This window comes from Mycolicibacterium gilvum (assembly GCF_900454025.1).
In the GTDB taxonomy this organism is placed as follows: Bacteria; Actinomycetota; Actinomycetes; order Mycobacteriales; family Mycobacteriaceae; genus Mycobacterium; species Mycobacterium gilvum.
The window spans coordinates 5,636,731-5,659,762 of sequence record NZ_UGQM01000001.1 but is presented as its reverse complement, the minus strand read 5'-3'; the positions used below and the strand labels follow the sequence as shown (position 1 = coordinate 5,659,762).

Here is a 23,032-nt window from a genome sequence, read left to right as displayed (position 1 = left end):
GAGGTTATGTGAACATGGCGCAAGCACAAGACGATTCGGCAAAGTCGGGTCCTGATATCACCGTCGCCGAGATGCGTGAATGGCTGCGCAACTGGGTCGGCAACGCGACCGGGCAGTCCCCGGACTCGATCAGCGAGACCGCACCGCTGGTCGAACTCGGTCTGTCGTCGCGCGACGCCGTGGCGATGGCCAGCGACATCGAGGATCTCACCGGCGTGACGCTGACCGCGACGGTCGCGTTCCGGCATCCGACCATCGAGGCGCTCGCGACGGTCATCGTCGAGGGCGAGCCCGAAGAAGACCGCACCGCCGACGGTGCGGACTGGTCTCGTGACGTCGACGAGGGCAGGGCCAACATCGCGATCGTCGGTGTGGGCACGCGTTTCCCGGGGGACATGAACACCCCCGACGAGATGTGGCAGGCTCTGCTGGAAGGCCGCGACGCCATCACCGACCTGCCGGAGGGCCGCTGGTCGGAGTTCCTCTCCGAGCCGCGCATCGCCGAACGCGTCGCCAAGGCGCGCACCCGCGGCGGCTACCTGTCGGACATCAAGGGTTTCGACGCCGAGTTCTTCGCGCTGTCGAAGATGGAAGCCGACAACATCGACCCGCAGCAGCGCATGGCGCTGGAGCTGACGTGGGAAGCGTTGGAGCACGCCAGGATTCCGGCATCGAGCCTGCGCGGCGAGAGTGTCGGCGTCTACCTCGGCAGCTCGGTCAACGACTACATGTTCATGTCGGTGGCCGACCCGGCCGTCGCGCATCCGTACGCGATCACCGGTAACTCCAGCGCGGTCGTCGCGAACCGGGTCTCCTACTTCTACGACTTCCGCGGGCCGTCCATGGCGATCGACACGGCGTGTTCGTCGTCGCTGGTCGCCGTGCACGAGGGCATCAAGGCGCTGCGCGGCGGGGACGCCGACGTGGTGATCGCCGGTGGTGTCAACGCGCTGATCACGCCGCTGGTGACGCTCGGCTTCGACGAGGTCGGCGGGGTGCTCGCGCCCGACGGCCGCATCAAGTCGTTCTCCAAGGATGCCGACGGTTACGCCCGGTCCGAGGGCGGCGGCGTGGTCGTGCTCAAGCGCCTGGAGGACGCCCGCCGCGACGGCGATCAGATCCTCGCGGTGATCGCCGGTGGCGCGGTCAACCACGACGGCCGGTCCAACGGCATGCTCGCGCCGAACCCGGATGCGCAGGAAGCGGTGCTGCGCAAGGCCTACAAGGACGCCGGCATCGACCCCCGCGACGTCGACTACGTCGAGGCGCACGGCACCGGCACCATCCTGGGCGACCCGATCGAGGCCGACGCGCTGGGCCGGGTCATCGGTCGCGGCCGCGCCGCCGACAAGCCGGCGCTGCTGGGTGCGGTGAAGTCCAACATCGGCCACCTGGAGTCGGCCGCGGGCGCGGCAAGCCTCGCCAAGGTGGCACTGGCGTTGCACTACAACAAGATTCCGGCGTCGATCAACTACACCGGCCCGAACCCGTACATCGATTTCGACCGCGAACACCTCAAGGTCGCCGACACGCTGTCGGACTGGCCGCGCTACAGCGGGCACGCCGTCGCCGGTGTGTCGGGCTTCGGGTTCGGCGGCGCGAACGCGCACCTGGTGGTGCGCGAGGTGCTGCCCACCGACCTCGTCGAACCGGCCCCGGAACCGGACGTCGCGGTGGTGACGCCCGCGAGCGACGCCAAGCCCGCGGTGTACGTCGGCGGCATGCTGGTCGAGGACGACGAGGACGAGTACCAGGACGACGATCGCGGTGACGACGAGTTCTACGGTCGGGTCGTCGACGAGGAGCCCGAACTTCCGGGGCTGACCGACGAGGCGCTGCGCCTGCTGGAGGTCGCCCGCGAGGAACTGGCCGCCGCAGAAGCCGCGGATCCCCCGACTCAACTTGTGCCGCTTGCGGTGTCGGGTTTCCTGAGCTCCCGCAAGAAGGCCACCGCCGCCGAGCTGGCCGACTGGGTCGACAGCCCGGAGGGGCGGGCGGCGTCGCTGGAATCGATCGGGCGCTCGCTGTCGCGGCGCAACCACGGCCGCTCGCGCGCGGTGGTGCTCGCCCACGACCACGACGAGGCCGTCAAGGGTCTGCGTGCGGTCGCCGAGGGCAAGACGCATCCGAGCGTGATCAGCTCCGACGGGCCGGTCACCAACGGGCCGGTGTGGGTGCTGGCCGGATTCGGCGCCCAGCACCGCAAGATGGCCAAGAGCCTGTATCTGCGCGACGAGATCTTCGCCGACTGGATCAACAAGGTGGACAGCCTCATTCAGGACGAGCGAGGCCATTCGATCCTCGAGCTCATCCTCGACGACGCGATCGACTACTCCGACGAGACCACCGAGCTGCCGATCGAGAAGGTGCAGTTGGTCATCTTCGGAATCCAGATCGCGCTCGGTGAACTACTCAAGGCGCACGGGGCCCGGCCGGGTGCGCTGATCGGGCAGTCGCTCGGTGAGGCCGCCGCGGCGTACTTCTCCGGCGGTCTGTCGCTGGAGGACGCGACCCGCACCATCTGCTCGCGCGCCCACCTGATGGGTGAGGGCGAGGCGATGCTGTTCGGCGAGTACATCCGGCTGATGGCGCTGGTGGAGTACTCGGCGGACGAGATCGAGACCGTCTTCTCGGATTACAAGAACCTCGAGGTGTGCGTGTACGCCGCCCCGAATCAGACGGTCATCGGCGGTCCACCCGACCAGGTCGACGCGATCATCGAGCGCGCCGAATCGGAGGGCAAGTTCGCCCGCAAGTTCCAGACCAAGGGCGCCAGCCACACCACGCAGATGGATCCGCTGCTCGGCGAGCTCGCCGCCGAACTGCAGGGCATCGAGGCGCATCCGGTGCAGGTGCCGTACTACTCGACGGTGCACGAGGGCTCGCTGGTCCGGGCCGGCTCGGACGCGATCCACGACGTGGAGTACTGGAAGAAGGGCCTGCGGCACAGCGTGTACTTCACGCACGGCATCCGCAACGCCGTCGACAACGGGCACACCACCTTCCTGGAACTGGCGCCCAATCCGGTCGCGCTGATGCAGGTGGGTCTGACCACCGCGGCCGCGGGTCTGCATGACGCGCAGCTGATTCCGACGCTGGCGCGCAAGCAGGACGAGGTCGACTCGATGACCTCGGCGATGGCGCACCTGTTCGTGCACGGTCACGATCTCGATTTCCGCACGCTGTTCACGAAGGCGGAGGACCCGGAGACCGATTTCGCCGCGATCCCGCCGACCCGCTTCAAGCGCAAGCCGCACTGGCTCGACGTCAACTTCACCGGCGACAGCTCGTCGGTGATGCCGGGCAACCACGTCGCGACCCCCGACGGCAGGCACGTGTGGGAGTACAGCGCGCGGGGGGCGGTCGACGGGCAGGCGCTCGCGGCGCTGGTGAAAGCCGCTGCGGTGGCGGTGATCCCGGACTCCACGTTGACGGCGTCGGAGCAGCGTGCGGTGCCCGCCGACGGTTCGCGGCTGGTGACCACACTGACGCGGCATCCCGGCGGTGCGAGCGTGCAGGTGCACGCCCGGATCGAGGAGTCCTTCACCCTCGTCTACGACGCGATCGTGACGCGCGGCGGTCAGCAGACCGCGTTGCCGACCGCGGTCGGCGCGGGCACGGTCGCCGAGGCGGTCGCCGCGCCGGTGGAGCAGGAACAGGAGAAGGCCCCGGAGTTCGAGGCCGACAACCTGACGGCCGGCGCGAATCTCGGTGCGAGCTTTGCGAAGTGGTCGCCCGATTCCGGAGAGACCATCGGGGATCGCCTCGGTGCCATCGTCGGCGCGGCCATGGGCTACGAGCCCGAGGACCTGCCGTGGGAGGTGCCGCTGATCGAGCTCGGCCTGGACTCGCTGATGGCGGTGCGCATCAAGAACCGCGTCGAGTACGACTTCGACCTGCCGCCGATCCAGCTGACCGCGGTACGCGACGCCAACCTGTACGCGGTCGAGAAGCTCATCGCCTATGCGGTCGAGAACCGTGACCAGGTCGAAGAACTCGCCGAGACGCAGAAGGGCCAGAGCGCCGAGGAGATCGCCGCGGCGCAGGCCGAGCTGATGGGCGGGGCGACTACGGTCGCCGAGCTCGAGGCGAAGCTCGCCGAGGTGGGTCACCCGATCGCCGAGGTCCCGCCGCCCCCCACCGACCCGACGGGCCCGTCGGCGCCGTCGATCCCGGCGCCGCCCACTGACCCGTCCGGGCCGACCGGAGCGAAGCCCAGTGCCGCCGGCCTGGCCGCCAAGGTCCTCACCCAGGAGGCCGTCACCGAGGCACTCGGCGCCGACGTGCCGCCGCGCGACGCCGCCGAGCGGGTCACGTTCGCGACGTGGGCGATCGTCACCGGCAAGTCACCCGGGGGCATCTTCAACGAGCTGCCGTCCATCGCCGACGACGTCGCCGAGAAGATCGCCGCGCGCCTCTCCGAGCGGGCCGACGGCACCGTCACCGCCGAGCAGGTCAGGGCTGCGCGCACGATCCAGGACCTGTCGGTCGCCGTCCGCGACGAGATGGACTCCGGTGAGGTCGACGGGTTCGTCCGCACCATCCGGGCCAGGCAGGAGGGCTCGAACCGCATCCCGGTGTTCGTGTTCCACCCCGCGGGCGGTTCCACCGTCGTCTACGAGCCGCTGCTGAAGCGGCTGCCGGCCGACACCCCGATGTACGGCTTCGAGCGGGTCGAGGGATCGGTCGAGGAGCGTGCCGCGGAGTACATCCCGAAGCTGCGTCAGATCCAGGGCGACGGTCCCTACATCCTGGTCGGGTGGTCGTTGGGCGGGGCGCTGGCCTACGCGTGCGCGATCGGGCTCAAGCGGGAGGGCGCCGACGTCCGGTTCGTCGGGTTGATCGACATGGTGCGTCCCGGTGAGGAGATCCCGCAGACCAAGGAGGAGACGCGGGCCCGCTGGGATCGCTACGCGCTGTTCGCACAGCGCACCTTCAACGTCGAGATCCCGGAGATCCCGTACGAAGAACTCGAGGCGCTCGACGACGGCGGCCAGGTGCAGTTCATCCTGGACGCGGTCAGGGAGAGCGGCGTCGACATCCCGGGCGGCATCATCGAGCACCAGCGGACGTCCTACCTGGACAACCGGCTCCTCGAGACCGCCGAGATCCAGCCGTACGACGGTCACGTGACCCTCTACATGGCCGATCGCTACCACGACGACGCGATCTTCTTCGAACCGCGCTACGCCATCCGCCAGCCCGACGGCGGCTGGGGTGAGTTCGTCGACGACCTCGAGGTCGTGCCGATCGGAGGCGAACACATCCAGGCCATCGACGAGCCGTACATTGCAAAGGTCGGCGCTCATATGAGCGAGGCGATCAACCTGATCGAGGCTGGGAATGACTGAACGCACGACTGCGGAACTGCTGGCCGAGCTCCGCGAGAAGCTGGAGCTCGCCAAGGAGCCCGGGGGTGAGAAGGCCGTCGCCAAGCGGGAGAAGAAGGGGATCCCGTCGGCGCGGGCCCGCATTCACTCCCTGCTCGACCCCGGCAGCTTCCTGGAGATCGGCGCGCTGGCCAAGACCCCCGGCGACCCCGACGCGCTCTACGGTGACGGCGTCGTCACCGGCCACGGCACCATCAACGGCCGTCCGGTCGGCGTGTTCAGCCACGACCAGACCGTCTTCCAGGGCTCGGTCGGCGAGATGTTCGGCCGCAAGGTCGCCAAGCTGATGGAGTGGGTGGCCATGGTCGGCTGCCCGATCATCGGCATCAACGACTCGGCCGGCGCCCGGATCCAGGACACCGCGACGTCGCTGGCCTGGTACGCCGAGCTCGGGCGGCGCCACGAGCTGTTGCGGGGCCTGGTGCCCGAGATCTCGCTGATCTTCGGCAAGTGCGCCGGCGGTGCGGTGTACTCCCCGATCCAGACCGACCTCGTCGTCGCGGTGCGCGACCAGGGCTACATGTTCGTCACCGGACCCGACGTCATCAAGGACGTCACCGGCGAGGACGTGACCCTCGACGAGCTCGGCGGTGCGGATGCGCAGGCCCGCTACGGCAACATCCACCAGGTGGTCGAGTCCGAGGCGGCGGCGTTCCAGTACGTGCGGGACTACCTGAGCTTCCTGCCGGCCAACACGTTCGACGACGCGCCGATCGTGAACCCCGGCCTGGAACCGGAGATCACCCCGCACGATCTCGAGCTCGACGCGATCGTGCCCGATTCGGACAATCAGGCCTACGACATGATGGAGATCCTGCTGCGGATCTTCGACGACGGCGACGTGTTCCAGGTCGCCGAGCAGGCCGGACCGGCGATCATCACCGCGTTCGCGCGCGTCGACGGACGCCCGGTCGGTGTGATCGCCAACCAGCCGATGTACATGTCCGGCGCGATCGACAACGAGGCGTCCGACAAGGCGGCCCGCTTCGTCAGGTTCTGCGACTCGTTCAACACCCCGCTGGTGTTCGTCGTCGACACGCCCGGCTTCATGCCCGGCGTCGAGCAGGAGAAGGGCGGCATCATCAAGCGCGGGGGCCGCTTCCTCAACGCGGTCGTCGAGGCCAGCGTCGCGAAGGTCACCATCACGATCCGCAAGTCCTACGGTGGCGCGTACGCGGTGATGGGTTCCAAGCAGCTCACCTCCGACTTCAACTTCGCGTGGCCGACCGCCCGCATCGCGGTCATCGGCGCCGACGGCGCGGCGCAGCTGCTGGTCAAGCGGTTCCCGGATCCGACCGCGCCGGAGGTGCAGAAGATCAAGGCCGACTTCATCGAGGGGTACAACGCCAACCTGGCGGTGCCGTGGATCGCTGCGGAGCGGGGTTTCATCGACGGTGTCATCGAGCCGCATGAAACCCGGCTGCTCCTGCGCAAGTGCCTGCACCTGTTGGCCGACAAGCAGATCAACCGGGTGCACCGCAAGCACGGACTGACGCCCATCTAGGGCGCGGTGCACTCCGATGCCCTCCTTACGATTGAATACTGTCTGTGACGAGTGATTTCACCGGGCTGAGGCGCGCCGCGCCCCTCGGCGACCCCCGTCTGGACCTGTGCGATCTGTACGTGTTCCAGTCGCCCGACGAGCCGGACCGCACCACGCTGATCCTGACGGCGAACCCGGAGGCCGGGCCGCTGCATCCGGATGCGGTGTATCGCATCGGGATCGACAACGACGGCGACCTGCGCAACGACATCGCGTTCAGCTTCGTGTTCTCCGAACCGGTCGACGGCCGCCAGCTCGTCGATCTGCGGCTCGCGCTGCAGGCCGAGGCGAGGGTCGACGCCGCGTGCGGGTCGGAGATCTTCGGCAACGTCGCGGTGTCGTTCGACGAGCCGCACATCTGGCGCTCGCGCGGCGGGGGGTTCGTGTTCTTCGCCGGCGCCCGCGGCGACGCGTCGTTCGCCGACGCCAACGTCATCGCGATGGCCGTGGAACTGCCCACCTCCTATCTGGGTGCGGAGCCCGACGTCCGCATCTGGGCGCGGTGCAGCCTGCGCCAGGACGGCAAGTGGGTGCATGCCGACCGCATCGCGCATCCGTGGGTGAGCGGCTTCTTCACCACCGACGAGGACCTGGTCGCGTTCAACGCCGGGGAGCCGAACCGCGACCGCGGCGACTGGATGGGCAATCTGATCGACCTGATGGCCGAGACCGGCGGCTACACCCGCGAGGAGGCCATCGACGCGATCGAGGAGGAGGGCACGCTGCCCGACGTGCTGACGTTCGATCCGTCGAAGCCGGCCCGCTACCCGAACGGGCGCGCCTTGACCGACGACGTGGCCGACTACCGGTCACGGTTCCTGACCAAGGGTCAGAAGGGGTTCTCCGGGCTGGGTGCGCCGGCCGATCTGCTCACAGAGTTCCCGTACCTCGGCCCTCCGCGGTAAGCGCTTATAGGATGCGCGAATGCCGCTGAGCGCAGGCGAGGTCATCTCCGGATACACGATCTCGCGAATGTTGGGTGCCGGCGGTATGGGCGAGGTCTATCTGGCCAAGCATCCGAGGCTGCCGCGCTATGACGCGCTGAAGGTGCTCTCGGCGTCGGTGTCCACCGACAGCGAGTACCGGGAGCGGTTCAACCGGGAGGCCGACATCGCGGCGTCCCTGTGGCATCCGCACATCGTCCAGGTGCACGACCGCGGCGAGTTCGAGGGCCGACTGTGGATCTCGATGGATCACGTCGAGGGCACCGACGCGGCACGACTGCTCGCCGAGCGCTACCCAGACGGCATGCCGCCGGCACTGGTCGCCCGGCTGGTCACCGCGGTCGGCGAGGCGCTCGACTACGCCCACCAGCGCGGACTGCTGCACCGCGACGTGAAGCCGGCCAACATCCTGATCGCCGACCCGGAGACCGAGAACGAGCGGATCATGTTGGCGGACTTCGGAATCGCGCGTCGCGTCGGGGAGGTCAGCGCGCTGACCGGGACGAACATGACCGTCGGGACGGTCGCGTACTCCGCCCCCGAGCAGTTGACCGCCGACGAGGCGATCGACGGGCGCGCCGACCAGTACGCGTTGGCGGCCACGGCGTTTCAGTTGCTCACCGGCAAGGCGCCGTTCCAGCATTCGAATCCGGCGATCGTGATCAGCCAGCATCTCACCGCGCAGCCGCCGTCGATCGCGGTGCACCGACCGGAGTTGTCGGGCCTGGGGGCGGCGTTCCAGAAGGCGCTGGCCAAGTCGCCGGCCGATCGCTATGACCGGTGCGTGGATTTCGCGCGTGCGCTGAGCAACCGCAGCACCGTCACCGCGGCGGGCGACCCGGATGCGACCGCGCACGCTCCTGCGACGCCGACCGGTCCCCGCCACGCCAAGCCGGCCGCGCCCACGGCGCAGGCGTCCGCGTCGCGGGGCCGCATCCTGGTCGGCGCCGCGGTGGTGCTGGCGGTGGTGGCGGTCGTCGCGGTGGTGCTGCTGGCCGTGTTCGAAAAGGACGAGATCCGTTCGGAGGCAAGGCCGACCACGGCGGTGCCGGTGGTCGTCGTCGGCGCGGACTGCGCGACGCTCGGCGCAGCCGGGATCACCGGGGACGGCAAGTCTGCGTACTGCGCACGGCTGTCGTCGACGGGGGAGCCGCTGTGGTCGCTGTACGACGGGGAGATCCCGCACCCCAGTGCCACACCGGAACCCGGCAGCGCCGCGCCGGCGGGAGCCCCGGTGCTGGTCTGCGTGGAGCAGACGGGACAGAGCCAGGCCGACTGCCACGACGACATCCAGCAGGAGAACGCCGACCCGACCGCGAACGACAACCAGGGTTAGGGCCGGTAGCGCATAGACCCCGGGGACGACAGGCCGCTGTGTGTCTCGGAGCCCAGCTCGATCTGGGCGGGTGTGGCGTCGACGATCGTGTCGAAGCGGCGCAGCGAACCCCAGTCCTGTCCCCAGTCGTTGGACAGGTAGGTCGGCATCACCGACGCGCGCAGCAGCAGGTCGGTGATGCCCAGCAGGCCGCCGTTGAGGCCGTCCTGCCAGGTGTCGGTGCTCTGCAGCTTGGCGTAATAGTCCGGCGAGATACGGAATTTGGGGATCTCGGTGACGCCGTTGGCGTGCAGCATCGGCTGCTGGCACGGGAAGGCCAGCCCGACCGCCCAGTCCATCAGCACCGGCTGCTCGGAGCCGACGTACTCCTGGACCGACCGCAGCTCGGGCACCCGCGGCGGGGTCACCGCGACCCAATCACCTTGTCCGAGTGAGAGATCCTCGGCGATGACACGGACCGCGACGGCGTCGGTGGGGATCTGGGACCGGGGGTAGCGCAGGTTGCGCCAGGACGGGGTCGGCCCGATGTCGTAGGGGCTGACGCGGCCGGCGGGCACCGGGGCGCCGTCGGGGCCCCGGGTGGCGTACTCGAGGTCGACGGTCTGGCCGGTGGTCAGGTTCTCGGCGACGCTGGTGCCGGTGATGGTTCCGGCCGCGGTGATGACGACGAGCGGGTGGGCGTCGTCGGCGGCGGGCAGCTCGTACCAGGCCGAGGCGAGCCGGCTCTCTTGTTGCGCCCCTGTCGAATACGTGCCGGCGACCGGAACGCGTGCCGGATCGAGACCGTACGGCAGCGGCACCGTGGATCCGTTGACACCGGGACGGGTCAGCTCGATCGGACGGTTCCAGTCGTAGTCGGTGCCGGGCTGCGGATTGTTCAGCCGGATCGCCTCGGCGATGATCCGGTCCGGAACGCCGTTGGGGGAGAAGCCCGTCGGGTCGGTGCCGCCGAGCGCGCCCAGCGGGCCCCAATCTCCCGGCAGCGCCCGCAGGAAGCCGTCGTTGGAGTCGGGCTCGACGAGGACGTCGTCGGCGAGGCCGCAGCCGCCGGCGAGGGCGCGGATGTTGGCCCAGCCGTTGGAGTATGTCGGGTACTGGCGGACCACGCCGATCGCCATGGACGCCACCATGAACAGCACCATGAGGCCGGCGGCGATCGGGATCGGGGCGGCGGTGAGCACGTCGACCAGCCGGGAGTCCTGTTTGTTGCGCAGGTGCAGCCAGAACGCGGCGAGTGCGGCGATGCCGAACAGCACGAAGAACACCGCGGAGACGGTGACGCCGCCGAGTTGGGGCACCGAATTGTTGAACGGCGCACCGAAGTTCGAGACGTACCACCAGCCGTTGGTCGAGGCGAAGCACATCGCGAGGATGAACAGCACCCCGGCGAGGAACGCCATCCGGTTGCGCGCCGATCGCAGCACCGCCGGCGAGACGAGCACGGTGGCCAGCGCCGCCATCGCGCCGCCGACGGCCGCGAACAGCCCGAAGTGGTGGATCCACTTGGTCGGGGTGAACATCAGGAAGAAGATGGTCGCGAAGATGACGCCCATCAGCCGCCACGCCGGTCCGCGGGCCACGCCCGGAACGCGCTTGCGACGCAGCATGATGAACAGCGACGCGAACAGGCACAGAGCGGTGAACATGAACGCGACCCGGCGCGCGATGGCGCCGTCGACGGTCGGCAGGATCAGGTAGTAGTAGCGCAGGTTCTCCGTCCACCACTCCTGGCTGGGACCGATCGCGGTCCGGATCTTGGTGGCTTCCAGCACCGTGGCCATGGTCTGGTCGGCGAACACCACCGCGAGGATCACGGTCCCGGCGGCCAGCATGGGCGCGAGCAGCGGCCACAGCCCGACGGTCTGCCTGCGCCGCATCAGGATTCGCAGGATGGGGCGGCCACCGGCGACCAGCGCGGCGACGGCGATCAGACCGGTCGGCTGGATGCCGAGGGTGAATGCGGCGGTGGTGATCGCCAGTGCCGCCGGAGTCAGCCTGCCCGAGGTCACCGCGCGCTCGATCAGCACGTAGGTGATCAGGGCGCCGGTGGCGATCTGGCCTTCGGGACGAAGACCGTTGTTGAAGGGCATCCACGCGCCCAGCAGCACCAGTCCGGCCGCCCACAGCGCCGGACGGCTGGCGATGACCGCGGGGCCCAGTCGGGGCAGCACCTCGCGCGAGAGCAGAAGCCAGCAGATCACCGAGCAGATCAGGTCGGGCAGCCGCATCCAGATGCTCGCGGTGCTCACCTGCGTCATCAGCGCCAGCAGGTTGTAGTACCAGCCGAACGGGTCCTCCGGGCTGCCGAACCAGCGGAAGTAATTCGACATGTAGCCCGCGTGGTCGGCGACGCGGGCCATCTGCAGGATGTAGCCGTCGTCGGAGGAGTTCGCGCCGATCACGTACCAGATCGCGAACGTGCCCAGCACCACGACGTCGACGGCGGTCAGGTTCCGCCAGCGGGTCGGGATGATCCGGTGCATCCGGCGGCCGTCGAGCCGGTCGAGGCGCCACAGCGCCAGCAGCGCGATCACCGTGCACACGATGGCGAGCACGATCGCGGCGAGCTTGAGCGCGGTCGGATGCGTGGTGAACCGGGTGTCGATGTCGGCCGAGAACGACAGGCCGGGCGGGGCCGGTCCGGTGAGGTCGGTGAAGACGCCGACGATCGCGGGTCGCAGGTTCGGATCGGGGTAGCCGGTGCGCTGCGGTTGGCCGGCGTTCGCGCCGGATTCCTGGGTCAGCCCGACGAATTCGGCGTAGGTGCCGTCCAGGTTCGAGGTGATGTCGAGTCGTTCGCAGCCGGCTCCCCGGTCGATGCGCTCACGTTCGACGCTGGCGACGACGACGTTGCGCACGATCACGTCGACGCGTTCTTCGGTGACGTTGACCAGCATCGCGTTCAGCGCCGCGTCGCGGCCCTCGGCGGGTGCGGTGCCGAACACCAGACCGCCGTCGGCGGGCATGTCGCGCAGCACGTCGCACGGCACGGTCGCGGTGAGGCTGACCGGGGCCTGCGAGATCAGCGGTGCGGTGACGTTGGAGAATTGCCCGCCCTGCGGCCAGTTCAGCGTCGCCGTGGTCTGGGTGACGGGAAGCAACGGCACCGCGACGGCCATCACGAAGCCGAGCAGGCCCGCGATCGTCGCGACCCAGCGTGCGATCCTCACGTGGTCTTTCACGGCAGCGTCTCTCACGGGAGTGCCCTGATCGGTCCGCCGCGGCTCCAGCCGAACACTCGCGTCGACCCTTCCTCGATCACGGCGTCAGGCGCCTCGTCCGCCGGGACCACCCGCAGGTAGCGCTCCAGCGAACCCCAGTCCCGGTACCAGTCGCCGCTCAGGTACGTCGGGATCGACTCGGTGCGCAGCAGCGCCTGGATGAACAGGAACGGTCCGCCGTCCTCGGCGGCCTGCCACTGGTTCGACGACACCACGATCTGCTTGAAGTTCGGCATGATCCGGTACTGGGGCAGCTCGGCGACACCGAGACGCTCGGAGAACGGTCGCTGGCACGGGAAGTTCGCCGCGGTCGCGATGTCCATCAGCACCGGCGTCTCGGATCCGAGGAACTCGCCGGCGGTCTGCAGCACGGGCACCCGCGGCGGGGTGAAGCCGAACCACTGGTCTTCGGACAGGTTGGGGTCGTCGGCGACGATGCGGGCGACGTTGGCCTCTGGCGGTGCCGTGGACAGCGGGAAGCGTAGGTTGCGCCACGCCTTCTGGGTGAAGATGTCGATCGGGTCGACCTCGTTGAGCGCCTGGTACGAGCCGTCGGGATTGTGAACGCCCCACTGCAGCTTCAGCGACTGGCCGTAGTTGAACGAGCCGTCCTCGTTGTAGTACCAGATCGCGCCGGCGGCGGCGACGGCCACGAGCGGGCGGTCGGGGGTGCGGGGCGGCAGCTGATACCAGGACGACGTGGCCTTCGCGGCGACGTCATTCTGGTCGAAGCTGCCCATCACCGGTGTGGTCTGCGGGTCCAGTCCGAACGGCAGGAACACCCGCGACCCGTTGACGCCCTCGGGGCCGTACCCGCCGCCGGTGCCCGCGGTGTAGCCGACGCCGATGTTCGGTTTGTCGACGGGACCGTCGGAGTTGACGGTGCCCGGGTTGGCGCCGACGGGTTCGGCCGGTTCGAGGGTGTCGCTGACGCCGTTGGGGGTGAAGCCGACCGGGTTCTCGCCGCCGAGCGGCCCGTACTCCCCGAAGCGCTGGCCCGGAACGGGTGCCAGCATGCCGGCGTTGGTGTCGGCCTCGACGAGGACGTCGTCGGCCATCGCGCAGCGGTCACCCCGCAGCGCCGCGATGTTCGCGGAGCCGATGGTGTAGGCGGGGTAGCGGCCGACGGTGGCCTTGACCATCGAGCCGAGCTCGAGCACGACCATGATGACGGCGACCACGAGCAGCGGCGTCGACGCGATCGCGCGGTTGCGGCCGGTGTCGGCGACCTGGGTGTGCCCGGCGTAGTCCATCCGGAAGTGCAGCCAGCCGGCGAGCAGACCGCACGCGATGGCCAGCACCAGGAAGATCGTCGTGACCGGGTAGCTCAGGATGACCGGCTGCTTGTCGAACCACGGCACGCCGTAGTTGGCGTTGTAGAACCATCCGTTGATGCCGGAGGTGGCCCAGGCCAGCACGAACAGCAGCGCCGTCACGTACAGCGCGAGGTTGCGTCGGCTGTGCAGCCCGACGCGCGCGACCCCGAACGCGGTGACCGCGCCGAGCGCACCCGCCAGCCCGGCGAAGGCTCCGAACTGCACGGCCCACTTGGTCGGGGTGAGGGTGAGCAGCAGCAGGCCGATCCCCGTGGTGCCGACCAGCCGCCACACCGGCCCGTTGTGGGCGCCGGGGACGCTGCCGCGGCGCAGCAGGAGCGCGATCACCCCGAACAGGCACACCAGCAGGATCAGCACGGAGAACCGGCGTGCCAGGGAGCCGTCGACGCTCTCCTCGACCGTGAGCCAGTAGTAGCGCAGGAATTCCTGATACCAGGGGATCGTCGGACCCACGACGTACTTGATGCGGACGGACTCGGCGACGGTGGCCAGCGTCTGGTCGCGGAACACGACGACGAACAGCAGGGAGGCGGCCGCCCCGAACGAGGCGAGCGCCGCGAGCAGGCCGTGGGTGGCGCGGCGCGCGGCGACGATCCGCGTGATCGCCCGGGCGCCGACGAGCAGCGGCGCGACCGCGACCAGACCCTGCGGTGCGAGCGTCACACAGAAGACGGCGATGACGATCGCGACGGCGAACGGAACCAGGCGACGCCGCCCGATCGCCAGCTCGGTCAGCATCCACGCTGCGACGACGCCGACCGCGATCAGCGGCTCGGGGCGCAGGCCGTTGTTGAACGGCAGCCACGCGGCGAGGAACACCGCGCCGGCGGTCAGCACCGCGACCCGGTTGCCGGCCAACCGCCTGCCCAGGCGCGGCAGCACGCAGCGGCTCAGGATCAGCCAGGTGCCGATCGCCGCCGCCGTCGCGGGCAGCCGTAACCACACACTGGCGGTGCTGATCGACGCGAGGTGGGCCAGCACGCTCTGGTACCAGTCGAACGGGGCTTCGGACGCGCCGAAGTAGCGGTAGTAGTTGGTGATGTAGCCGGCCTCGCCGGACACCCGCGCGATCGTGGTGTTGTAGCCGTCGTCGGACGACTGCGCCCCGACGACATGCCAGAGGAGCAGTCCGCCGATCACGGCGGCGTCGGTGAGCCACGTCCACAGACCTGCGCTGCGGCCCCGCCGCAATGCCCGGGGAACCTGCCGGCCGTGGGCCCGGTCGAGGATCGCCAGCGCGAGGATCGATGCGAGCACGCAGACGACGCCGAGCGTCATCACGGCGAGCTTCAGCGCGGTGGGCGTCGTGATGAACCGGGTGTCGATGTCGATGCGGGCGGTCAGCCCGGCCCCGGGCGCGACGCGAAGGTCGGTGAAGACCCCCGACACCTGCGGGCGCTTGTCCGGCGGCAGCGTTCCGGTGGCGTCGGGGATGCCGACGAAATCGGCGCCGACCGTGCCCACGTCGGCCCACACCCGCAGTTCGCTGCACGCGCCGGAGTCCACGGCGTCGCGCGGGGCCACCGCGGCGACCGTGTCGCGGAACGCGACGTAGACGACGTCGGCGTTGGCGCGGACGAACAGGCCGTTGCGTCCGGCGTCGATCCCGTCGGCGGGGTTGGTGGAGAACACGACGCCGCCGTCGGCGGGCAGGCTGGCCACCGCCGTGCACGGGATGGTGACGGCGAGCGAGCGGGGCGCTCCGGAGACCAGGGGTGCGGTGATGTCGCTGACGAATCCGTCGGTGCCCGCGCTCTGGGTCTGATTGCCGGGCCCGCCCGGCTGCGGCCACGTGATCGATGCGGTCGTCTGGGTCACCGGAAGCAGCGGTGCGAGTCCGCACAGCACCATCCCGGCGAGCCCCGCGAGGACGGCGACGAGGCGGGCGGACGGGGCGGGCACGAGGGTCGATGGTAGGCGACGTTCCTTTGCCGCCGACTTCGGCGTGCCGCGCTGCGACGAAGCCGTTTGGTCAGCCGTCAGCTCAGCCTCAGCGGCGCCGGGCTCCACAGTCCGCTGCGTTCGGCGGTGCCCAGCTCGAGGCGCGCCGGTTCGGCGTCGCCGTAGAACGGGATCAGCCGCTGGAGCGCACCCCAGTCGCGGAACCAGTCGTTCTTCAGGTAGGTCGGCACGGTGACCGCGCGCAGCAGCAGTTCGGTGATGCCGAGCGGGCCGCCGCCGAGGTAGTCCATCACCGGCGAGTTGGCTTCCGCGCCGAAACGGTCGGGCAGGATCCGCCACTTCGGCACCTCGATGACGCCGTTGCGGTGGTCGAACGGCCGCTGGCACGGGAACGCGAGGCCGACGAGCCAGTCGAGCAGCACGGGGTCGGTGGATCCGACGACGGCCTGCAGGGTGCGCAGCTCGGGGATGCGCGGCGGGGTGATCGCGATCCAGTGCTCGGGGCTCAGATCGTCGTCGGTGGCCACCAGCCGGATGCGGGTCGCGTCGGCGGGGATCGCCGACAGCGGGGCGCGCAGGTTGCGCCACGCCGGGGAGGCGCCGACGTCGCCGAAGCCGATGCTGCCCGCGGGTTCGCCGTCCGGTCCGGCCCACTGCACCACGACCTCACCGGAGTCGAACCGGCCCGCGGCGGAGACGACGAGCAGCGAGTCGGAGCGGTCCCGCTCGCTCCAGTGAGCCGGCAGCTGGTACCAGGCCGAGCGCAGCGACGCCGGCTGCTGGATGCCACCGCTCCAGCTGCCCAGCACCGGGGTCCGCGCGGGATCCAGCCCGAACGGCAGCCGGGCCCGCGAGCCGTTCACGCCGGCCGCGACGGTGGTGCCGCCTTCGGTGCCGGCCTCGCCGCTGGTGTCGTCCGCGCTGCCGTCGGTGTCGGCGAAGTTGTCGGCGCCCGGCTGTTCCATCACGGGGTCGGCGGACAGGTCCGACGGGATTCCGTTGGGGCGGAACCCTTCTGCGGTCTCGTCGCCGAGGGCGTCACCGACGGGGACGCCCACGGGGGCGAGAAGCCCGGCGTTGACGTCCTGCTCGACGAGGACGTCCTCGGCCATGCCGCAGGTCTTTCCGGTCAGCGCCTGCAGATTCGACCGGCCCACGGTCCACGCCGGGTACTGACCGACCATCGCGACGGTCAGCGAGATCACCTCGAACATGACCAGAGCCCAGGTCGCGATCGCCAACGGCGCCTGGGTGATCCGCTTCCAGCGCGGCGGGGTGCCGTCCGGCGGGGGCACGTCGCGGCCGGAGAAGTGCAGCCAGGCCGCGGCCAGCAGCGCCAGCACCGACAGGCCGAGCAGCATGGTGGTGAAGCCGAACTTCCACTCCGGGAACGAGTTCGACCACGGCACCCCGAAGTTGGAGACGTACCACCAGCCGTTGACGGTCGCGAACGACAGCGCGGTCAGGAACAGCACGGCGGCGGCGAAGATCGCGCGGTTGCGCGGTGAGCGCATCGCCGCGGCCGAGATCGCGACTGCGGCCAGCGCGCCGAGGGAGCCGGCCAGTCCGGCGAACACCCCGAAGTGGTGGGTCCACTTGGTCGGGGTGAACATCATCGCCAGGATCGAGATCACGGTGATGCCGATGATGCGCTGGCTGGGGCCCATCGCCGTGCCCGGTATCCGGCCCTTGCGCAACGTCATCGCGACCGAGACCACCAGCGCGAGCAGCAGTGTGAGGACCGCGAACCGGCGCGCCACCGAGCCGTCGGGGCTGGTGGTGAACAGCCGCGAGTAGCGGATGTGCTCGTCGAACCAGGCCAGGCTGGGGCCGACGGCGGACTTGAAGCTGGTGGCCTGCAGTTCGGCGGCGAGCGTCTGGTCGCGGAAGATCAGGAAGATCGTGACGGTGCCCGCGGCCGCGATCGGGGCCAGCAGCGCCCAGTAGCCGAATCGTGAGACATGCGCGGCGACAATGGTTCTCAGCGGTCCGACGGCGACCAGCAGCGCGCCGACGGCGGCGATGCCGGTGGGGCCGGAGAACAGGGTCAGCGCGCCGATGATGATCGCGATCGCCACCGGCAGCAGTCGGCTGGTCGCGACGCCGCGCTCGACCGAGCACCAGGTCAGCAGGATGCCGAGCGCGATGATCGGTTCCGGGCGCAGCCCGTTGTTCAGCGGCAGCCAGAACGCGAGGAACAGGCCCGCCGCGGTCCATGCCGCCGCGCGGCTGTGCTTGACCGCGGTGCCCAGGCGGGGGATGACCTCGCGGCTGATCACCCACCAGCAGGCCAGCGCCATCAGCAGGGTCGGCAGCCGCATCCACACGCTGGCGGTGCTGACGTGCGACCACAGCGCCAGCAGGTCGTAGTACCAGCCGACCGGGGCCTCGGGGGTGCCGAACCAGCGGTAGTAGTTGGCCATGTAGCCGGCGTTCTCGGAGACGCGGGCCATCGTCAGGATGTAGCCGTCGTCGGCGGTGTTGGCGCCGACGAAGTGCCACCACACGAGCACCGCGGCCACCAGCCCGTCGAGCGGCGACACCGACCACCAGCGCGGAGGCAGGAACCGCTTGTGGCGTCGGCCGTCGGCGCGGTCGAGCACGTGCAGCGCGCCGAGCGACACCAGCGTCATCGCGACGCCGACGATCATCGCGAGCAGTTTCAGCAACGTCGGCGAGGTGCTGTAGCGGGTGTCGACCGTCGCAGCGAACTCGAGGCCCGGCGGTGCGGGGCCGGACAGGTCGGTGAACACGCCGACGATCTGCGGGCGGAAGTCGTAGCCGCCGCGCTCGCCGCGCAGCGGTTCCGGCGCTGGGGTCGCCTCCCCCGGAGCGGCGGCGTCGGGTTCGGTCTGCAGGCCGACGAACTCGCCGGTGACCTTGTCGGCGTGGGCGGTGAAGCGCAGTTCGCGGCAGTTCGGGCCGAGCACCTGGTCCAGCGGGGCGCTGACGACGGGGGTGTTGCGGACGATGACGAGCAGGTCGTTGTTGACGCGTTCGATCAGCAGCCCGCGGTCCACCGCGTTGGGCGCCTGTTTGGGCACCGTCGAGAGCAGCACGGTGCGGCCGGGGCGGTCGAGACCGGCGGCGGCGCTGCACGGGATCGTGATGTCGAGGTCGGTGGCGACGTAGCCGATGAGCGCGGCGTCGACGCTGCGCAGCACACCGTCCTGCGGCCAGTTCAGCTGGGCGGTGGTCTGGTTGACCGGAAGCAGCGGGGTGGCGACGGCCAGCACCGTCCCGAGCAGCCCCGCGATGATCGCGATGAGGCGCGCGGTGCGGTGGTTGCCATTCCTCGGCTGCTCGACCACGGGGCTAGATGGTAATTGGCTTGCGGATGGCCAGCACGAACGGCCCGATGGTGGACACGTCGAAGCGCGGATCGTCGAACAGCGCGTCGTCGAGTGAGACGTGGTACCGGCGCACGTTGGGCTGGTTCGGGTAGACGTCCTCGGCCAGGCGCAGCGTGTAGGTGTCGTTGGCCCCGCGACGCATCAGGAAGACCGACGGCGGCTCCCAGGCCATGGTGTCCAGCGCCGCGATGAACGCGTCGGCGTCGGTCAGCATGGACCACCCCTCGATCGCACCGGCGCGCTGCTCGAACTCCGCGAGCGGGTTCGCATAATGCGAGGTCAAACCCTGAAATCCGTAGTAGGGGTAGTACGACAGAAAGCTGTAGTCGGCGGTCATCACGACGGTCTCGTTGCGGGGCCGGCCGGTGACTTCCCGGATGCGGGCGTCGACTTCGCGGTAGTACTGCTCGGCGCCGGGCGGGCGCCGGTCGGCGCGTTCGCCGTAGCCGTCGGTGTCGGTGTAGGCGACGACGATGTCGGAGCGCAGCACGTCGGGGATGTCCTGGGCGAACGTGACGGCGCCGATCGCGCCGACCGCGGTGGCGACCGCGACGACGCGGCGGGCGTTGGGCGGTTGGACACGGGCCGCCGCCATCCGGGCCACCTCCAGGAACCCGAACGCGCCGGCGGCCGCCAGCAGGATCGTCAGGGTCGGCTGCAGCCGGAACGACAGCAGCGTGGTGCCGACGAGCGTGGTCAGCATCGACAGCAGCGACCATGCGTACACGGCGAGCACCGCGACGGCCAGCGCTGGTGCCCGCGTGGACGAGCGCGCACGCACTACCAGCCACACGGTGCCGAGCATGCACAGCGCGCCGAGCAGGGTGAACTGCAGCATCGGGAAGGACAGCTCGGCGCCGTCCTTGGGCAGGTAGTGCTGGGCGGTGCCGGACTCGGCGGGGGTGCCCCGCAGTGCGGCGAGCAGATACGGGCCCCAGGTGAGCAGCATGATCAGCCCGGAAAGGACCGCGATCACGGCCACCCGCAGCAGCGGGTCCCAGTGCCTGCGGGCAGCGGCCAGCAGCACCGCCATGATCGCGATCGTGAAGGCGGCGTAGGCGAACAGCAGGGTGTAGAACAGGCCGGCGACGCCGAGGAAGATGCCGGTGCCGACGACGGCGGCCCAGCCCCCGGAGCGTTCCCGTCCCGCGAGCCCCGACCAGGCCAGCACGAACACCGGCGGCAGCAGCACCGCGATGATCGCCGCGTACGGCTCGGCGGGGGAGTAGGCCAGCGCGGCGGCGGCGGTCGCGGTCGAGACGACGAGGGCGTATTCGAAGCGGATCATCGCGGCCCACAGCACGAACGCGAGCACGATCGCGATGGTGATCGAGATGATCGACCACGGTTTGAACATCTCCCAGGCCGGTGTCCCGGTCAGCGCGGCGAGCCTGCCGCCGAGCCAGAACCAGCCGGCCGGGTAGAACGGCGGCAGCCCGATGTAGGTCATGTCGCGCAGGCCGGGCTCGTCGGCGAGCCGCGTCAGGTATTCGGTGCGGAACTGCTGGTCGACGGAGATGCCGAACAGGTAGAGCTTGGTCGCGCCGAGCGGCATCGCGAGGGTGACGACGGTGAACGCCGACAGGAACAGCGCGGAGCCGATGCGGGCCACCGTCTGTCGTCCCCGCCGCCACAGGATTCCGGCGGCGAGCAGACCGAGCAGGCACACGACCTGGCCGACCGTGGTCAGCGCGTGCAGCTGGTTCGACGAGTTGTAGGCGGGCCATTCGACGCGCGCGATCGCGATCAGGCTGACGGTCGCGACCACGGCGGCCACCACCGCGCCGACCAGCATCTGGCCGAGGGTGGCCAGCGCACCACGCATCAGATGGGGAGCCTGCGGAAGATGGGCCGCGGGATGTGGCGCAGCACCATCATCACGAACCGGAACGGACCGGGCGCCCAGATCAGGTCCTTGCCCTTGTTGGAGGCCGTGACCGCCAGCTCGGCGACGTCTTCCTTGTCCACGGTGAACGGAGCCTCTTTGGCGCCGGTCGCCTTCCAGTGCTCCACGGTGGTGGTCGTGCGCACCTGGCCGGGGCGGATCACCAGGACGCGAACACCGTAGTCGCGCAATGCTTCTCCGAGACCGAGGTAGAAACCGTCGAGGCCGGCCTTGGTGGATCCGTACACGAAGTTGGAGCGGCGGACCCGCTCTCCGGCCGCGGAGCTCATCGCGATGATGCGTCCCGATCCCTGGGCGCGCATCTTCTCGCCGAGCAGCACGCCGACCGACACCGCTGCGGTGTAGTTGATCCCGGCGATCTGGACGGCCTTGCGCTGGTTCTGCCAGAGCTCTTCGGCGTCTCCGAGGAGTCCGAACGCGACGACGGCCACGTCGACGTCGCCGTCATGCCAGGCCGCGTCGATCACGTTCGGGTGGTTCTCGGTGTCGAGCGCGTCGAAGTCGATCCATTCGACGGATTTGGCGCCGGCAACCTCCATCTGGGCGATGGCGGCGTCCTTGCGGGGGTGTCCGGGCAGGTCGGCCAGGATCACCCGGGCGCGGGCGTTGCGCAGGTAGCGCTCGCCGATCGCGAGGGCGATCTCCGAGGTGCCGCCCAGTAGCAGGATCGCCTGGGGGTTACCGGTGGCGTCGAGAACCATTTACAGAAGCTCCAAGCGTCGGGCCATGTCAGAGGCGAACACCCCGTCGGGATCGACGTTGCGGCGCACGGCGATCCACTCGTCGATGCGGGGATACATGGCGTGGAATGTTTCGGCGGTGGTGCGGGAGTCCTTGGCGGTGTAGAGACGTCCGCCGAATTGGAGCACCCGCTTGTCCAGGACGTTGAGGAACTCGTTGAGTCCCGCAGTGATCGGGAAGTCGACGCAGACGTTCCATCCGGGGATCGGAAAGCTCAGCGGCGCTTGGTTTCCCGGCCCGAACAGTTTGAACACGTTGAGGAACGAGTAGAACCCGGAGCGCTGGATGTCGACGATGATGGCCTTGAATTCGTCGACCGCCGTGGTGGGAACCACGAACTGGTACTGGGTGAACCCGGCGGCGCCGTAGGCACGGTTCCACTCACCGAACATGTCGAGCGGGTGATAGAACTGCGTCAGGTTCTGCACCTTGCCGCGATAGGTGCCCGATTTGCGGTACCAGAGTTCGCCGATGGGGCCGAACGTGTACTTGTTGGCCAGCCCGTTGGGGAAGAGGTCGGGGAACGTCAGCAGTTGCGGGGCATCGAATTTCAGCGGATTCTTCTGCAGCTTCTTGGGCAACTGGTCGACGGTGGCCAGGGATCCGCGGGAGATCGCCGCGCGGCCGAGTTTCGGAGGCGGGCTGATCGCGTCGAACCATGCGCTGGAGTAGGTGTAGTTGTCCTCGGTGCCGTCGCTGTGGAACGCGATGGTCTCGTCGAGGCTCGTGGTGACGTCGCCGTCGGCGATGAAATAGGCGGTCTCGGTGGGCGTCATCTCGATGGTGGCGCGCAGGATGATGCCGGTGAGCCCGTTGCCGCCGACGGTGGCCCAGAACAGGGGGCTCTCGGGGCCGTCGGGGGTGATGGTGCGGACCTGGCCGTCAGCGGTGAGCAGATCGATGGAGCGGACGTGGTTGCCGAAGCTGCCGGCGCTGTGGTGGTTCTTGCCGTGGATGTCGCAGGCGATGGCTCCGCCGATGGTGACCTGACGGGTGCCGGGCAGGACCGGCACCCACAGCCCCAGGGGCAGCGCGGCGCGCATCAGCTGGTCGAGGTTGACTCCGCCGTCGACGTCCACCAGGCGAGAGTCGGCATCCATCGAGTGGATGCGGTCGAGCGAGCTCATGTCGATGACGAGGCCGCCGCCGTTCTGGGCGTTGTCGCCGTAGGAGCGGCCCAGACCGCGGGCGAGCACACCCCGGCCCGGGTTCTCGGCGGCGCGGGTGACGGCCTTGACGATCACCTCGGGATCCGGCGTCGACAGCACCTGCGCGACGGACGGGGCGGTGCGACCCCACCCGGTCAGCCGCTGGGCGGTGGTCGGAAACTCGGTGCTCAACATCGTCACAGAGGGTACC

Annotated in this window: 10 protein-coding genes; 4 read left to right on the top strand and 6 right to left on the bottom strand. The window is 69.7% G+C overall.

Features of this window, described 5'->3' with window-relative positions; all coding sequences use genetic code 11:
• Positions 1-14 precede the first annotated feature (14 nt).
• Genes pks13 through DYE23_RS26615 form a run of 4 tightly spaced genes read left to right on the top strand, consistent with a single transcriptional unit; the run spans position 15 to position 9,213 of the window.
• A complete protein-coding gene (pks13, locus tag DYE23_RS26630) occupies positions 15-5,351 on the top strand; it encodes a polyketide synthase Pks13 (RefSeq protein WP_115329117.1) in 5,337 nt (1,778 codons plus the stop codon).
• Entirely contained in the window at positions 5,344-6,894 is a 1,551-nt protein-coding gene (locus DYE23_RS26625) for an acyl-CoA carboxylase subunit beta (RefSeq protein WP_011892068.1), read from the top strand. The genes pks13 and DYE23_RS26625 overlap by 8 nt, the downstream gene beginning before the upstream one ends.
• A 44-nt stretch (positions 6,895-6,938) precedes the next feature.
• Positions 6,939-7,838 carry a DUF4331 family protein gene (locus DYE23_RS26620; protein WP_011892069.1) on the top strand — a complete coding sequence of 300 codons (900 nt, stop codon included), beginning with the start codon at positions 6,939-6,941 and terminating at the stop codon, positions 7,836-7,838.
• A gap of 19 nt (positions 7,839-7,857) precedes the next feature.
• Positions 7,858-9,213, top strand: coding sequence for a serine/threonine-protein kinase (locus tag DYE23_RS26615; protein WP_115328602.1), 1,356 nt, complete (start codon positions 7,858-7,860; stop codon positions 9,211-9,213).
• On the opposite strand, the gene DYE23_RS26610 is transcribed toward DYE23_RS26615, so the two are convergent.
• The 6 genes from DYE23_RS26610 to dprE1 form a co-directional block, all read right to left on the bottom strand.
• The gene (locus DYE23_RS26610) at positions 9,210-12,410 is read right to left on the bottom strand and encodes an arabinosyltransferase domain-containing protein (protein WP_011892071.1); all 3,201 of its coding nucleotides are present in this window, start codon (positions 12,408-12,410) and stop codon (positions 9,210-9,212) included. The two genes, DYE23_RS26615 and DYE23_RS26610, sit on opposite strands and share 4 nt — an antisense overlap.
• Entirely contained in the window at positions 12,407-15,622 is a 3,216-nt protein-coding gene (locus tag DYE23_RS26605) for an arabinosyltransferase domain-containing protein (RefSeq protein WP_235660641.1), read from the bottom strand. The genes DYE23_RS26610 and DYE23_RS26605 overlap by 4 nt, the downstream gene beginning before the upstream one ends.
• A gap of 128 nt (positions 15,623-15,750) precedes the next feature.
• Positions 15,751-18,984: an arabinosyltransferase domain-containing protein gene (locus tag DYE23_RS26600; protein ID WP_115328600.1), complete on the bottom strand. Its 3,234-nt coding sequence runs from the start codon at positions 18,982-18,984 to the stop codon at positions 15,751-15,753.
• 4 nt (positions 18,985-18,988) lie between these two features.
• Positions 18,989-20,851, bottom strand: coding sequence for a galactan 5-O-arabinofuranosyltransferase (locus DYE23_RS26595; RefSeq protein ID WP_115328599.1), 1,863 nt, complete (start codon positions 20,849-20,851; stop codon positions 18,989-18,991).
• Positions 20,851-21,633, bottom strand: coding sequence for a decaprenylphospho-beta-D-erythro-pentofuranosid-2-ulose 2-reductase (dprE2, locus tag DYE23_RS26590; RefSeq protein ID WP_115328598.1), 783 nt, complete (start codon positions 21,631-21,633; stop codon positions 20,851-20,853). Before dprE2 ends, DYE23_RS26595 begins: the two co-directional genes overlap by 1 nt.
• Positions 21,634-23,016 carry a decaprenylphosphoryl-beta-D-ribose oxidase gene (dprE1, locus tag DYE23_RS26585; protein ID WP_013473041.1) on the bottom strand — a complete coding sequence of 461 codons (1,383 nt, stop codon included), beginning with the start codon at positions 23,014-23,016 and terminating at the stop codon, positions 21,634-21,636.
• Positions 23,017-23,032: the final 16 nt, after the last annotated feature.

Bases quoted from the DNA above. Each gene is read 5' to 3' on its own strand.
- DYE23_RS26605 (WP_235660641.1), bottom strand. From the start codon at position 15,622: ATGGTGCTGTGCGGACTCGCACCGCTGCTTCCGGTGACCCAGACGACC.
- DYE23_RS26615 (WP_115328602.1), top strand. From the start codon at position 7,858: ATGCCGCTGAGCGCAGGCGAGGTCATCTCCGGATACACGATCTCGCGA.
- DYE23_RS26595 (WP_115328599.1), bottom strand. From the start codon at position 20,851: ATGCGTGGTGCGCTGGCCACCCTCGGCCAGATGCTGGTCGGCGCGGTG.
- dprE2 (WP_115328598.1), bottom strand. From the start codon at position 21,633: ATGGTTCTCGACGCCACCGGTAACCCCCAGGCGATCCTGCTACTGGGC.
- DYE23_RS26625 (WP_011892068.1), top strand. From the start codon at position 5,344: ATGACTGAACGCACGACTGCGGAACTGCTGGCCGAGCTCCGCGAGAAG.
- pks13 (WP_115329117.1), top strand. From the start codon at position 15: ATGGCGCAAGCACAAGACGATTCGGCAAAGTCGGGTCCTGATATCACC.
- dprE1 (WP_013473041.1), bottom strand. From the start codon at position 23,016: ATGTTGAGCACCGAGTTTCCGACCACCGCCCAGCGGCTGACCGGGTGG.